General features: G+C 68.6%; 12 protein-coding genes and 2 pseudogenes. 6 read left to right on the top strand and 8 right to left on the bottom strand.

The window, feature by feature from the left end; genetic code table 11:
- Positions 1 to 687 precede the first annotated feature (687 nt).
- The 3 genes and pseudogenes from NOSIN_RS09555 to NOSIN_RS09550 form a co-directional block, all read left to right on the top strand.
- Positions 688 to 1,761 carry a protein kinase family protein gene (locus NOSIN_RS09555; RefSeq protein WP_077690391.1) on the top strand — a complete coding sequence of 358 codons (1,074 nt, stop codon included), beginning with the start codon at positions 688 to 690 and terminating at the stop codon, positions 1,759 to 1,761.
- Between the two features lie 149 nt (positions 1,762 to 1,910).
- A pseudogene (locus NOSIN_RS28250) lies at positions 1,911 to 2,392 on the top strand (DUF4158 domain-containing protein); the annotation flags it as partial.
- Positions 2,384 to 3,095, top strand: a pseudogene (locus NOSIN_RS09550) (TSUP family transporter); the annotation flags it as partial. The pseudogenes NOSIN_RS28250 and NOSIN_RS09550, both read left to right, overlap by 9 nt.
- 30 nt (positions 3,096 to 3,125) lie before the next feature.
- Here NOSIN_RS09550 and NOSIN_RS09545 read toward each other — a convergent pair.
- From NOSIN_RS09545 to NOSIN_RS09520, 6 genes are all read right to left on the bottom strand, one after another.
- Positions 3,126 to 3,767, bottom strand: coding sequence for a recombinase family protein (locus tag NOSIN_RS09545; RefSeq protein WP_077690390.1), 642 nt, complete (start codon positions 3,765 to 3,767; stop codon positions 3,126 to 3,128).
- A 192-nt stretch (positions 3,768 to 3,959) separates the two neighbouring features.
- Positions 3,960 to 4,781, bottom strand: coding sequence for an MBL fold metallo-hydrolase (locus NOSIN_RS09540; protein WP_077690389.1), 822 nt, complete (start codon positions 4,779 to 4,781; stop codon positions 3,960 to 3,962).
- Between the two features lie 201 nt (positions 4,782 to 4,982).
- The gene (locus NOSIN_RS27175) at positions 4,983 to 5,459 is read right to left on the bottom strand and encodes a DUF6069 family protein (RefSeq protein WP_171986574.1); all 477 of its coding nucleotides are present in this window, start codon (positions 5,457 to 5,459) and stop codon (positions 4,983 to 4,985) included.
- Between the two features lie 293 nt (positions 5,460 to 5,752).
- Complete coding sequence (locus NOSIN_RS09530; protein ID WP_077690387.1) at positions 5,753 to 6,757, bottom strand: RNA polymerase subunit sigma-70; 1,005 nt, start codon at positions 6,755 to 6,757, stop codon at positions 5,753 to 5,755.
- 188 nt (positions 6,758 to 6,945) lie between these two features.
- Positions 6,946 to 7,326: a helix-turn-helix domain-containing protein gene (locus NOSIN_RS09525; RefSeq protein ID WP_077690386.1), complete on the bottom strand. Its 381-nt coding sequence runs from the start codon at positions 7,324 to 7,326 to the stop codon at positions 6,946 to 6,948.
- Between the two features lie 579 nt (positions 7,327 to 7,905).
- Positions 7,906 to 8,493, bottom strand: coding sequence for a TetR/AcrR family transcriptional regulator (locus tag NOSIN_RS09520; protein ID WP_077690385.1), 588 nt, complete (start codon positions 8,491 to 8,493; stop codon positions 7,906 to 7,908).
- A 69-nt stretch (positions 8,494 to 8,562) separates the two neighbouring features.
- Between NOSIN_RS09520 and NOSIN_RS09515 the strand changes: the two genes are divergently transcribed.
- On the top strand, positions 8,563 to 9,456 hold the full coding sequence (locus tag NOSIN_RS09515) for an NADP-dependent oxidoreductase (RefSeq protein WP_077690384.1): 894 nt from the start codon (positions 8,563 to 8,565) through the stop codon (positions 9,454 to 9,456).
- Positions 9,457 to 9,643: 187 nt separating this feature from the next.
- On the top strand, positions 9,644 to 9,820 hold the full coding sequence (locus NOSIN_RS27170) for a hypothetical protein (RefSeq protein WP_170293587.1): 177 nt from the start codon (positions 9,644 to 9,646) through the stop codon (positions 9,818 to 9,820).
- A gap of 178 nt (positions 9,821 to 9,998) precedes the next feature.
- Here the strand turns inward: NOSIN_RS27170 and NOSIN_RS09505 are convergent, their stop codons facing one another.
- Positions 9,999 to 10,538 (bottom strand): TetR/AcrR family transcriptional regulator, encoded by a 540-nt coding sequence (locus NOSIN_RS09505; RefSeq protein ID WP_206057587.1) that lies wholly within the window; start codon positions 10,536 to 10,538, stop codon positions 9,999 to 10,001.
- A 97-nt stretch (positions 10,539 to 10,635) separates the two neighbouring features.
- On the opposite strand from NOSIN_RS09505, the gene NOSIN_RS09500 reads away from it, so the two are divergent.
- Positions 10,636 to 11,037, top strand: a complete 402-nt coding sequence (locus tag NOSIN_RS09500) for a nuclear transport factor 2 family protein (protein WP_077690382.1) — start codon at positions 10,636 to 10,638, stop codon at positions 11,035 to 11,037.
- 257 nt (positions 11,038 to 11,294) lie between these two features.
- Here the strand turns inward: NOSIN_RS09500 and NOSIN_RS09495 are convergent, their stop codons facing one another.
- Positions 11,295 to 12,338 (bottom strand): zinc-binding dehydrogenase, encoded by a 1,044-nt coding sequence (locus NOSIN_RS09495; protein WP_077690381.1) that lies wholly within the window; start codon positions 12,336 to 12,338, stop codon positions 11,295 to 11,297.
- Between the last annotated feature and the right edge of the window lie 61 nt (positions 12,339 to 12,399).

Below are 12,399 nucleotides of genomic sequence, written 5' to 3'. Positions count from 1 at the left end.
CGGCTCACCGGCACCCGGGCGGGTTTGAGTTTGAGAGCCCGGTCCAAGCCCTGTTCTCGTATAGCTACCGCCAGGTGATGTGTAGTGCTGAACAACTACTCGGGGTCCAAACCAGGTAATCCTGAAAAGGGCAGCGGGCAGACCACCGGGACCGCCATGGCCCTGCGCACCCGATTGCGTACGTGCGAACACCCGCGATTCGCGCGAGAGGTTGCGCGATTCCTGCCCGCGGCCGCTCCCGCGCACCGGGATGCGCCCTCTCGGACCCCGGTGGTTTTCTCGGGAAATCCAGCACTGAGCGACCGGAGTGCTTGGTCAACGACCAGGTGACGGGACTGGGCGGACTGGTGGTGCCCAGCACCGTGTGCGACCACCCCTGCATCGGGGGTCGGGAATGGCAGGAGCCGTTGATCGAGTGATCTGTATTCTTCGGGGTTCCCGCCGCTCCGGTCGCTGTGTGTTCGTCGGGGCGTAGCGGTTCCAGTTTCCTTCCGTCTGGGCCACCGACCCGGGTGGTGGTCTTGTTGTGAGATCCCAGAGCCTGAGCGATGACCGGAGCAGGGACCTGGAGTACGAGTCACAAGCTACTTTGCGGCTCGCCGTAGCTTCGGAGGAACTGGGCCGGATAGGGTCAATTCGTCTATGTGATCACCGACGCTCTGGGCTCGGTGCACCGAGGAGCCGTCGATGCGCCACTTCGATTCCAGGTACGCCGCACGTCTGGCTGCCTACGGGGCCGTGGCTACTCGTCTGTCGTTGTTGAGCGACCGGCGACTCGGTGACGTCGTCTCGTCAGCCTCTGCGGTTGGATCCGGCATCGGCGGCAGATCCGCGGAATCAGACATCGACGGAACGCGGGTCTTCGTTAAGAGGGTGCCGTTGACCGACGTCGAGACCCAGCCGGAAAATGTCAGGTCCACGGCGAACCTCTTCGGCCTGCCGATGTTCTACCAGTACGGGGTGGGCTCGGCCGGGTTCGGTGCCTGGCGGGAACTGGCGGTCCATACTATGACCAGCGACTGGGTCCTGGAAGGGGAGTACGAGGGTTTTCCCCTGATGTACCACTGGCGTGTCCTGCCCGATTCCCCGCCGGAGGACTTCGTGGACGAGTTCGGTGGCATCGAGGGCGCGGTCGCCCATTGGGAGGGCTCACCGGCCGTGCGCGAGCGGCTGGAGGCTATCGGCCGTTCCTCCCGCAGCCTGGTGCTCTTCCTGGAGCACGTGCCGCGGACACTCGGTGCGTGGCTGAGCGAGCATCGGGAGAATGCGACGTTGGCTGGCGCCAGCCCTCCCTGTCTGTGGGTGGAGGACGCCTTGGCGCGAGGAGCGGCGTTCATGAGCTCTCGCGGACTCGTGCACTTCGATGCTCATTTCAACAACCTCCTGACCGACGGCCGGCTGATCTACTTCGCGGACTTCGGGCTGGCTCTGAGCTCAGGCTTTGAGCTCTCCGCGGCCGAGGAGCAGTTCCTTTCGGACCATCTCGCATACGACCGCCACTACACCGTGAGCCATCTGCTCCACCACCTCGTCGACCGCCTTCGGGGTGATACGGAGACAGACGTGTTCCTGCAGGAGTGGAGCGCGGGTCGAAGGCCCAGCGGTGTTCTGCCTCAGATCGCGGCGATCATCGAACGGCATGCCCGAGCCGCCGTCGTCCTGGACGGCTTCCACCATCAGCTGCTTACGGAGAGCAAGCAGACATCCTTCCCGGCCGCCGAGCTCAACCGTGCCGCGGCCGCCGAGGCAGCACACGGTTGAGGAACTCGGCTATCCCTCCTAGGAGTGAGAAGGCTGGGGGTCGAGAGTGGCCAGAGCCGTTGACCGAGTGATCCGTGTCCGATGTAATCGGTGATCGGCACCGCCGGGGCCGCGAACCAGGACTATCTGCGAAGCCTGGGTGCCCTCGCCATCACGTCCGGCGCTGCCTGGACCTGGACCCTGATGTCGAGCCCGACCACGGGGCGGGCCGCACCACCCGGTGGCACCGCAAACAGATCCGCGCCCGACAGGGGTGACCAACGATCCGCCGCGGGCCCGCAAGATCGCCGCCGAGGCGATCAGTGAAGCCGCCCGAGCCAAGAACCACCCCTTCGACCTGATCAACGTCGCGCTGGACCGCCTGGTGGAGGCGTCACTGGAGCTGCCGGGGTTCACCACATTATTGGACGAGATGGCCGCGCGCATCCGCGCAGAGGTCAACTCCGAGATCTTCGCCGGAATCTGCGAACGGGCCGACGAAGAGGGCCAGGCCCAACTCCAAGCGTTGTTGAGCGTGGCCGAGCAGAACACGTTCTCGATGTTCAACCGGCTCAAGAAGCCCGCCCAGCGGGCGTCCTGGTCACGGTTCAAGGCCCAGGCCGCCTACATGGCCGAGGTGGACGCGATCGGTTCCTTCGCCGGCGCCACCTTCCTGAGCTGGCTGTCCACTGAGGTGGCTCGCCCCGTCATGGCGCTCATCCTGCTCGGCCTGGGCCTGTACATCCTCATCCGGTTCACCGCCTGGGGCATCATCCCCCGACGGAATCTGGGCAAGCCGCTACGCAGGCGCTTCCTGGTGCCCGTGGGCCTGTTCGGCGGATTCGTCGACGCCACCGGCGGGGGGCGGGTGGGGGCCGATGGGCACCCCCGCACTGCTGGCCAGCGGCCGGATCGAACCGCGCAAGGTCATCGACTCCATCGACACCAGCGAGTTCATCGTCACCCTCGCCGCCAGCCTCGGTTTCCTCATCGGCCTGGGAACGGACGGAATCAACATGGGCTGGGTCCTGGCACTCCTGCTCAGCGGCCTGGCCGCCGCCCCGCTGGCCGCCTGGGTGGTGCGACATGTACCGCCACGCATCCTGGGATCGACGGTCGGCGGACTGATCGTGCTGACCAACACCCGCACCCTGCTCAACGCGGACTGGTTCACCCTCCCCGGGGCCGTTCGAACCGCGGTCTACGCGCTCGTGTGAGCGGCCTGGACCGAAGCCGTGGTGTGGTCGGTCCGCGCCCACCTGGCCGACCGCCGCGCCGTCGCGGCCCAGGAGAGGCCTACCGATTCCGGCATGCACGAGCTCTCCGACGCCGAGACCGATGGGTCCCGCCCCTGAGATACACCGCAGGGGCTTGGGCGGGCTCCCTCAGCCCTGGGCCGGGCCAAGCCCGCGGTGCGCAACCGAGGAGCGCAGCTCCTTCAGGTCGGGGATGTGGTTGTACAGCGTCCCCGGGCTGACGCCGAGCAGCTTGGCGATGGAGGTCACCGAGTACTCCGGGTTGGGCAGCATGTCGCGGGCCGCGCGGATCAGGTCGGCGTTGACCACGCTCGGTCGGCCGCCCACCCGTCCGCGGGCACGGGCGGCGGCCAGGCCCTCGCGGGTGCCGGCCACGATGAACTCGGCCAGCGCGGCGAGGACGTGGAAAACCAGGCGTCCACCGGGGGTGGTGGTGTCGAGTCGCTCGTGCAGGGAGGTGAAGCCGATCTCGCGGGTGCGCAGCTCGGCGACCATGGTCACCAGGTCCTGGAGGGAGCGGCCGTAGCGGTCCAGCGAGGGGACGACGAGGGTGTCGCCGGAGTTGAGGAAGGCGTGGCAGGCCGCCAGCTCGGTGCGCTCATCGGTGCGCCCTGACTTCTTGTCGGCGAAGATCCGGCGGTACCCGGAGGCCTTGAGCGCGTCGAGTTGGCGATCCAGCCTCTGGTCGCGGGTGGAGACGCGGGCGTAGCCGATGCGGGTCTCGGTGAGCACGACCGGTTCGGCCGCGAGCAGGTCCGGGCGCCTGCCCATACCCGTGATTCTCTCAGAAAACGGCCCTGGAGGGTTGTTGAACAACTCTGGTTTCTGAAGGGGTTTTTGAAGGATCTGGGCAGCCTCTGACACCCGTTCACCCAGGCCTTCAGATAACGAATGTTTTCTGAAGGCCCCGCTCCGGCCGCCGGGACGCTCACGCGCCCGGCGACGCCGTCCCCACCCCACGGTTTATGACGCTCTCCTTCTTTGGGCGAGCTGCTGAAGTTGCCCTGCGTGGATGTCGCTCACCCACTCCCAACCAGGCTTGGGCGAGTTGACCCGCGGGTCGTCGGGAACACCGCCGTCACGCAGGGCATGTACGTACGCGCGGTCCTGTTCGATCCGTTCGTGTACCTGATCAGCTCCGCAGACGGACCCGTGACCGGGGATGACGACATCGACGTCGTCCGCCACGTCCTCGAGCAGTCGCAGCCCAACGAGGTAGTCCTCGACCGGGTCATCGGTGCCGTTGAAGTCGTCGAGCATCGGAACGAAGACATCAGACAGCATGTCGCCGGCGACGAGCACCCCGCGTTCCTCGATCAACAGCGCCGCATGGCCCGGGGCATGCGCCGGGTGCTCAATAATCCGGACTCCAGGGCCGTCCCAAGGAATCTGCACAGTTCCGGCAGGCAGACCGGTGATGAGGCCGTATAGGTCCAGCGGTGTCTCCTCGGCGATTTCCGGCGGTAGCCCCTCGGCGGCACGGGCCTTCCAGTCCGCGTCTGACCGCACATCTCGCATGTCAGCCGCGCAGCGGGCTGTGCCGTAACGGGGCACTTCGCCAAGGTCGGCGTGCCAGAGCACGTGATCCCAATCAGGATGCGTCGAGAAGCCTGCCACGACGGGCTGGCCCATCTCGGACAGGTCGTTCGCAAGGCAGGTCAGTTCGTCGCCGGTAAGCCCGGGGTCGATGAGCAACACGCCGGCCTGGCCTTGCACGACAACGGCGTTGTTCTGGAGTAACTCGCTTTGGTGGATCAGCACACCCTCCGCGACCTGCGTCAGCATGGCGGCCCTACCTTTCTTCGTGGGTTGATCGAGCCATTCGTAGACAGCTCGGTGAGGTCGGTGATCGTGTAGTCGCCGCTGGTGTGCGTCCGCTGGAGCTCGGCCTGCTGCTTGGGACTGAGCGTCCGGTCAGAACGGCGGTTCGTCTTTGCCGAACCCCCGCAAACGGCCAGTGGCGGTAAGCCGCGCCTCGACGGCTTGCTAACGCCACTGACCGTTCCATTGCCGCTCACGCCCCTTGCCCAGGATCCGCGCCAGGGTGGGGATCACCACCGCCGCGGGGACGAGGTGTAGTCCGAGGAGGGCGGTGGTGGTGGCGGTGTCGGCCCCGGAGAGGAAGGGCGGGACCAATGAGATGGCGGTCAGTGCCACTGCCGTCCACACGAATCGCTCGGCGGGGTGAGCGCTCCAACGAAGAAGAGCGGCGGCAATGACGATGCCCACGACCGAGAAGAAGCCGGTCACTACGGCGAACCCGGACAGCGGGATCGTCTCGCCATCGGTGATCTCGAAGTCGACGCCGACGGCCCGGACAAGCGCGGCGGCGAGGGTGGTGACCGCCGTCGCCGCGAGCGCGGTGATGACGCCGGTGCCGGCGAGCCCGCGGAACCGGTGGGGGCGGCTGGTCCGGCCGGCGGTCGCGCCGACCACGATCCCGGTTTCCTTCGTGCTGTTCATCGTTCCTCCGGTCATTGGTGTACGGGGTGCCTTGACTGGAATGTGAGGGCCTTGGCTCCCGGGCGGAGCGATGATGCGTACCCTCACCCTGCGGCGGCCCGGGTTTCGCAGGGCGCGGACGCCGGTGCCGCGGAGCCAGAACCCGGCATCGCGTTCGAGGACCGGCCCCGGCTCGCCATCGCACAGCTCCAGCTGCACCCGGCCACGGGTGACGAGGCAGAACGCGTCGTGCCACTCCGCCGCGGTCACGGCGATACGCGCGCCGCCGCGCAGTGCGAGCGTCCGCACCGGGACTACTCCGTGCCGTCGGTTGGCAGGTGCGCCGGCAGGCCGAGCCGCGGGAACCGGTCGTCGTGGAACGTGAGGATCTCGGTGATCGCCCCGCCTGTGACACGCAGGACGTCGATCGTCAGCGGCAGGTACGCGCCCTTCTGCTGCTGCCAGAGGTAGAAGGCGAGGGCGGGTTGCCGGTTCACGGTGGTCTGGACGGCGCGCAGGCCCTTCATGCCCTCGAAGCCGCTCTCGACCAAGTAGTTCACCACCGTGTCGCGGCCGACATGCAGGCCCGGCGTGGGCGGCATCGAGAAACGGACGTCGTCGCGCAGCATCGAGGCGAGCGCCGTGACGTCCGTGGACACGCTGGCATCGGTGTAGCGGCGCACCAGCTCACGCGTTTCGGCGTCCTCCTGGCCGCCGGTCCAGTCCTGCCGCTCGGCGGGCAGGTGCTCCCGCATGCCGGCGCGGGCCCGCTGCAGCGCGCTGTTCACGGAGTTGACGGAGTCCCCCAGGAGCTCCGCGACGTCCTTCGCCGGCCAGCCGAGCACATCCCGCAGGACCAACACGGCCCGCGGGCGCGGCGCGAGGTGCTGGACTGCGACCAGGTAGGCCAGCTCGATCGTCTCCCGCGCGACGGCGACGGCCTCCGGCTCGTCCGCGTCGCCCGCGGGCAGCTCGTCGAGCAGCCGGTCCGGGTAGGGCTGCAGCCACAGCACCTCGCCGCCGGTTGCAGGCTCCGGGCGGCGCTTGGCGAGCAGGTCCAGGCAGGCGTTGGTGGCGATCCGATACAACCAGGCCCGGAACGTCGACCGCCCCTCGAAGGTCTCCCGCCGCCGCCAGGCACGCATGAACGTCTCCTGCACGGTGTCCTCGGCGTCCTCGAACGACGCGAGCATCCGGTAGCAGTGCACGTGCAGCTCCCGCCGGTGCCGCTCCGCGAGTCCCGAGAACGCCGGCTCGTCGACCTCGCCCAGACTGCTCACACCCAGCTCCTCCAGTCGCGTGTCCGCACCCGCACCCATCACGTCATCCTTCCGTCCCATCGTGTCCCGACACAGGTATGACGGGTGCGGGCGCGAAAACTCATCACCAGGTTCGTCGCTGGCTTTCGATAATCTGCGGTAAGCAGCCCAGGTTCACGCCCTCTCCGGCGTGTGGTGGCCCGGCCCCTGACCACGGGGCCGGGCCACCGTCATCGGTGGGGGCGCCCTCAGGCCCCGGGCGGCTCCTGTTCGTCGGGCGGGGGCAGCAGGATCACCGGTGAGGGCGCGGGGCCGGCGCCCTCCTGGTCCAGGCAGCGCCAGGCGGTGGCCCAGCGCTGGCACTTCTCCTCATCACCCCCGCACGCGATCACGAACGCGTTGAGCACGGTGAACTTCGGCAGTTCGGTGCCGTTGAGGATGCCGTGGAAGGTCGCCGCCGAGCACATGTGCGCGCACCGTTCGGCCAGCAGCCGAAAGGAGGGGTTGCCCGCCCACCGGCGGTAGCGCCGCATCGCCGCGACGAACTCGGCGGGGGTGGCGGTCTGGAGAGGGTCGGGGCGCAGGTCACAGCCCTCGCAGTCCCGTACCGCGCGGTGGCCGCGCTCCACGGGCCTCGGCGTCGAAGGCGATGTGGATGGTGCGCCGGCGCTCGCGCCGGGCCGCTTCTTCTCGGAGGCTGAGACTGGTAAGAGTCGTTGATCGAGTGATCTGTATTCTCCGTGGCTTCTGCCGCTCCGGTCACTGCGTGTGGTCACTGGGGGCGACTTCGGCGGCGGCGACTGCGCCGCACCCAATCGGAGGGACATGGACATGGCGGTCGTACGCGGGTACACGGGCTCCCGGTCTGGGCGTCTCCCGTCCTCCCCTATCGGGGTCTTGCGCGTCTAGGCTTACCGAGTGACTTGTCCTTCTGAGGCAGTGCTCGCATGGGTGTCGTCGGTTGCCGGCGCGCCGGTGGTCACGGTTGAGGGGCTGCGTGACGGGGCCAACCCGTGGTTGCTGCGTCTTCGCGGCAGCGGACCCTGGGCGTCTGTGGTGCTTCGGACCGGTGGATCCGAGCGGGGGGTGCGCGAGCGGTACCCGGGACAACGGAAACCAGTTGCTCAAGCGGATGGAAGTCGAATCCCAGCGCTCGGCGACTTGTCTCAGCTCGCCCCGGCACCTGCCCTACCTGGAGGAACAGTCCCTCACGTACGCCGAGAAGGGCGGGTGGCCTCCCAGGCTGCCTCGATCATCCCAAAGATCTCGTCCACTGCGGCCTGCGGTTCGGCCGCTTCACGGGCCAGCGAATAGGCGTCGATCACGAACCTCGCGATCGTCCGGCTCGCCGTGGCGGTCCGTGACAGTTCGGGATCGGCTGCGATGGCTGTTGCCAGCGTCTCGGCGTGGCGCAGCCTCATCGACTCCTCGTACTTCCGCAGGGCGGGTGATTCGTCGATCATGCGCCAGATCGGGGCGGCGCTGTCCGCCGTGCAGTGCCTCACCAGGGCCTGGACCTCGCTGCGCAGGGCGGGGATGAGCAGCTCGTGCGGCGCCCGGCCGGTGACCGCTTGCGTGAGGCGTTGCTCGAAGTCCTCGTCCTGCTCGAAGACCAAGGCCTCTTTGGAGGCGAAGTGGGAGAAGAGTGTGGTGACGGCCACGTCGGCCTCAGCGGCCACTTCACGGATCCCCACCGCGTCGTACCCGCGTTCCAGGAAGAGCCGCAGGGCGGTGTCGGCGATCTTCTGGCGGGTCGCGGCCTTCTTGCGCTCACGGCGCCCGGACGGTGCGGTCATGCCATAACCCTATCAGATACGAAAGTGAAACCGTTTTTAAAAGCTAACCGTTAGTGCTACGGTCGCCGCATGAAGAAAGTGAGCTTCGCCGAGTTCGGCGGTCCGGACGTTTTGCACCTCACAGATGCCGAGGAGCCCCACGCGGGCCCCGGCCAGGTACGCATCGCTGTGCGGGCGGCGGGTGTGAACCCCATCGACTGGAGGGTCCGTGAAGGCCAGATCCTGAAGGCCCATCCGATCGAGTTGCCCGCCGGTGTCGGACTGGACGCCGCCGGGGTGGTGGACGAGGTCGGGGAGGGTGTCCAAGGGGTCGAGGTCGGCGACCACGTGTTCGGCGAAGGCTCCAGCACCTATGCCGAGTTCGCCGTATTGTCGGCCTGGGCCCGTATGCCCGATGGACTGGCGTTCGAAGAGGCCGCCGGATACCCCTCCGTGGTGGAGACCGCGCTGCGCATCATCCGCGAGGTCGGTGTGCAGCCTGGGCAGACACTGCTGGTCAGCGGTGCGTCGGGGGGAGTCGGATCGGCGGTGCTGCAGATCGCCCACGACCGGGGCATCACGGTGATCGGCACCGCCGGGGCCGCGAACCAGGACTATCTGCGAAGCCTGGGTGCCCTCGCCACCACGTACGGCGAGGGCTGGGTCGAGCGGGTGCGGCGGCTCGGCCAGGTCGACGCAGCCCTCGACCTGGCCGGCTCGGGTGTCATCCGCGAGCTCGTCGAGCTGACCGGAGACCCGCAGAAGGTGGTCTCCATCGCCGACCTCGGTGCGCCGAAGTTCGGTGTCCGGTTCTCCGGCGTGGCCGGGAGCGTGCCGGATGCGCTCGCCGAGGCAGTCGGCCTCATCTCGCGGGGAAGGCTCCACATTCCGGTCGAGAGGTCGTACACGCTCGCCGAGGCCGCTGCCGCACACATCGACAGCCAGGCCGGCCACACACGCGGGCGCCGGGTCGTGGTCGTCTGAGCCGATTCCTGCACGGTTGCACGGCCCGGCAAGCTGGCCTTTGCGGTGGCGAGGGGGTCCAGGAGGATGACCACAGGATCGGCGGTAGACCCTCACCGGTGCACCGGTCGGTGGTGAGCGCGTCCAGGGCACGGGCCTTGTCGGCCTCGCCGGGCAGGGCGTAGCGGCGGGTGGTGTTGAGGTCGGTGTGCCCCATCAGCTCGGCGGCCGGTACCACGTCGACCGGATCGGTCGTCAGGTCGCCGCGGGCTCGGCCGAGGCCGGTGCCGAAGGTGTGGCGCAGCACGTGCGGCCCGAACGCCTCCCCGCCGTCGGCCTGCCCGATGCCCGCTGCTGCCCCGAACGCGCACACCACCGCGTTTAACGCGGCGAGATCGTCGGCCAGGTCGCCGGGGAGGGCGAGGGCGCGGTAGCCGTACCCGGTCAGGACGTCGGTGCCAGCCGGCTGGTCGGGGGCTTGCCTCCGAGCGCGGGGTGGCGTCGTTCACCGTTGTGGTGCGTGAGCCAGGGCGCGAGGGGGTGCGACGAGGTCTCTCCTTCGCTCACTCCGGTATGACGCGCAGGGCCAGATCGGCCACGCGACGCAACTGCTCCTCGTCGGCGCCGTCGCGGGCGTAGGCCGACAGCCCCACCAGCAGCGTCTGCGCGAAGGCGGCGAGGGCTTCTGCGTCGTTGCCCTCTTCGGCGCCGTCTGCCACTTCCCGCAAGCGGGCCGCGGTGATCGCGCGGTTCTGGGCTCGGTTGCCGGCCAGCTCCGGCTCGCTGTTGACCAGGCATCCGCGCGGATGCGCCCTGCTCGCGTACTCCCGTGAAGCGCAGTCGAACATCACCCGCAGCACCTCGCGCTGGCTCATCCCGGTGGTCCCGGCAGCGGTCACCGACTGCGGGCTGGCCTCGTAGCGGGCGACGGCCTCCTCGAACAGTGTCCGCTTGTCTTCGAACGCCGCGTACAGGCTCGGGGCCGAGATGCCGAGCTCCTGGGTGAGGTCGCTGATGGAGGTCTGCTCGTAGCCGCGCTCCCAGAACAGGCGCATCGCCTTGTCCAGGGCGGCATCTCGATCGAAGCTGCGGGGTCGTCCCATGCCTCGATTCTATATCGCCCACTACAGAAGTGTTATCGTTCTATATCGATCACTACAGAATGGCGATCGTGAATCGTCCAAGAGAACGGACAACCCAGTGACCACCACCGCTGAGACAACGAACGCCTTCCTGGAGAGGGTCGGCGCGCAGGACGCCGAGGGACTGGGCGAGCTGTTCGCCGAGAAGATCGACTGGAACGTACCCGGCACCCCGGCGCTGCCCTGGGTGGGCAGGCGCTCGCGCAGGAGCGAGGTGCCCGACTACTTCCGCACCCTGTGGGCCGGGCTCGAGCCGGGCAAGAGCGCCGTCTCGGTCGAGGCCGTCATCACCGACGGCGAGGAGGCAGTCGTCTTCGCCGTGTTCGACCACGTCGCAGCGCCCACCGGCCGCCCGTTTCGCACCGACGTCGCGATGCGCCTTACCGTGACGGAGGGGAAGATCGTGCGCATGCACCTCTACGAGGACACCGCGGCTGTGGCCGCAGCGTTCGCGGCCTGAAAGCCGGGTTGCGCCAACAGATGCACGGGAGTGCGACCACGAGGGGCAGGCAAGGTCCGGTCGCCGACCGGGTCATCTGGTCGGCGCCCAGCGACTCGGCCGTCGAGGGCCTGAGGCCGCTGCGCGGCCCTGGTCAGAGCGGCTGACGTGCCCCGAGCGCACGGAGAACCCGTCGGCGCTCTCTGCCGGAAGCGGTGTGAGGGCATGGAAGAGCCGGGTCCGCCCACGGCAACAGTGGGCGGACCCGGTGATGTGCGTCAGGGCTTGATGAGGACCTTCAGGCTCGTGCGGTCGTCCATGTCCTTGTAGCCGGCGGGCACGCCCTCCAGGTCGGTGGTGGCGTCGAAGACCCTGCCCGGCTCGATGGTCCCGTCCAGGATGTCGGGCAGGAGCTCCTCGACGTAGGCGCGTACCGGGGCGGGCCCGCCCGCCAGGCGGATGTTGTGCCGGAACAGGCCGGCGAAGCCGATCGGCGCCTCCTCGTACTGCGGAACACCCACACGGCTGATCACGCCGCCGGGGCGGACGACGCCCAGGGCCTGCTCGTAGGCGGGCATGTGTCCGACCGCTTCGAGGACGGCATGCGATCCCTGCCCGCCGGTGAGCTCGCGGACCCTGGCGATGCCCTCCTCGCCGCGCTCGGCGACGACGTCGGTCACGCCGAACTCCCGGCCCAGGTCGGTGCGGTCGGTGTGGCGTCCCATGAGGACGATCTGCTCGGCCCCCAGACGCTTGGCCGAGAGCACCGCCATCAGGCCCACCGCTCCGTCACCGATCACGGTGACGTTCTGACCGGGGGTCACGCCTGCGGCCCTGGCGGCGTGGTAGCCGGTGCCCAGTACGTCGGCCAACGTCAAAAGCGAAGGCACCAGCGCCGAGTCGGGTGTGACCGGCAGCTTCACCAGGGTGCCGTCGGCCAGCGGCACACGGATCGCCTCGGCCTGGCCGCCCTCGTCGAAGATGCCGTCCCAGAAGTCGGCCTCGTGGTGGGAGCACGAGGTCTGCAGGTTCTCCCGACAGAACTCGCACACGTTGTCGGAGACCGCGAACGGAGAGACGACCAGGTCGCCCCTCGCCAGCATGGCCACGTCCGGGCCGACCTCCTCGACGACGCCGATCAGTTCGTGCCCCATCCGGGCAGGGCCGTCGGCGGCGGTCATGGAGTGGTAGGGGTGCAGGTCGCTGCCGCAGATACAGGACGCGGTGATGCGGACCAGGGCGTCGGTGGGGTGCTTGATCCGGGAGTCGGGCACGTTCTCGACGCGGACGTCTCCGGCTCGGTACATGAGGGTGGCGCGCATGGCGGGCCTCTCTTTCGGTGGCGTTCGTCGTTGGGAACCGCCTGTGCGGCGGACGTGTGCG

It is taken from the genome of Nocardiopsis sinuspersici (assembly GCF_001998325.1).
Classification (GTDB): Bacteria; Actinomycetota; Actinomycetes; order Streptosporangiales; family Streptosporangiaceae; genus Nocardiopsis; species Nocardiopsis sinuspersici.
The sequence above is the reverse complement of the archived record's forward strand: the minus strand, read 5'-3'. Positions and strand labels throughout refer to the sequence as shown.

Bases quoted from the DNA above. Each gene is read 5' to 3' on its own strand.
- NOSIN_RS09555 (WP_077690391.1), top strand. From the start codon at position 688: ATGCGCCACTTCGATTCCAGGTACGCCGCACGTCTGGCTGCCTACGGG.
- NOSIN_RS09545 (WP_077690390.1), bottom strand. From the start codon at position 3,767: ATGGGCAGGCGCCCGGACCTGCTCGCGGCCGAACCGGTCGTGCTCACC.
- NOSIN_RS09540 (WP_077690389.1), bottom strand. From the start codon at position 4,781: ATGCTGACGCAGGTCGCGGAGGGTGTGCTGATCCACCAAAGCGAGTTA.
- NOSIN_RS27175 (WP_171986574.1), bottom strand. From the start codon at position 5,459: ATGAACAGCACGAAGGAAACCGGGATCGTGGTCGGCGCGACCGCCGGC.
- NOSIN_RS09530 (WP_077690387.1), bottom strand. From the start codon at position 6,757: ATGGGTGCGGGTGCGGACACGCGACTGGAGGAGCTGGGTGTGAGCAGT.
- NOSIN_RS09520 (WP_077690385.1), bottom strand. From the start codon at position 8,493: ATGACCGCACCGTCCGGGCGCCGTGAGCGCAAGAAGGCCGCGACCCGC.
- NOSIN_RS09515 (WP_077690384.1), top strand. From the start codon at position 8,563: ATGAAGAAAGTGAGCTTCGCCGAGTTCGGCGGTCCGGACGTTTTGCAC.
- NOSIN_RS09505 (WP_206057587.1), bottom strand. From the start codon at position 10,538: ATGGGACGACCCCGCAGCTTCGATCGAGATGCCGCCCTGGACAAGGCG.
- NOSIN_RS09495 (WP_077690381.1), bottom strand. From the start codon at position 12,338: ATGCGCGCCACCCTCATGTACCGAGCCGGAGACGTCCGCGTCGAGAAC.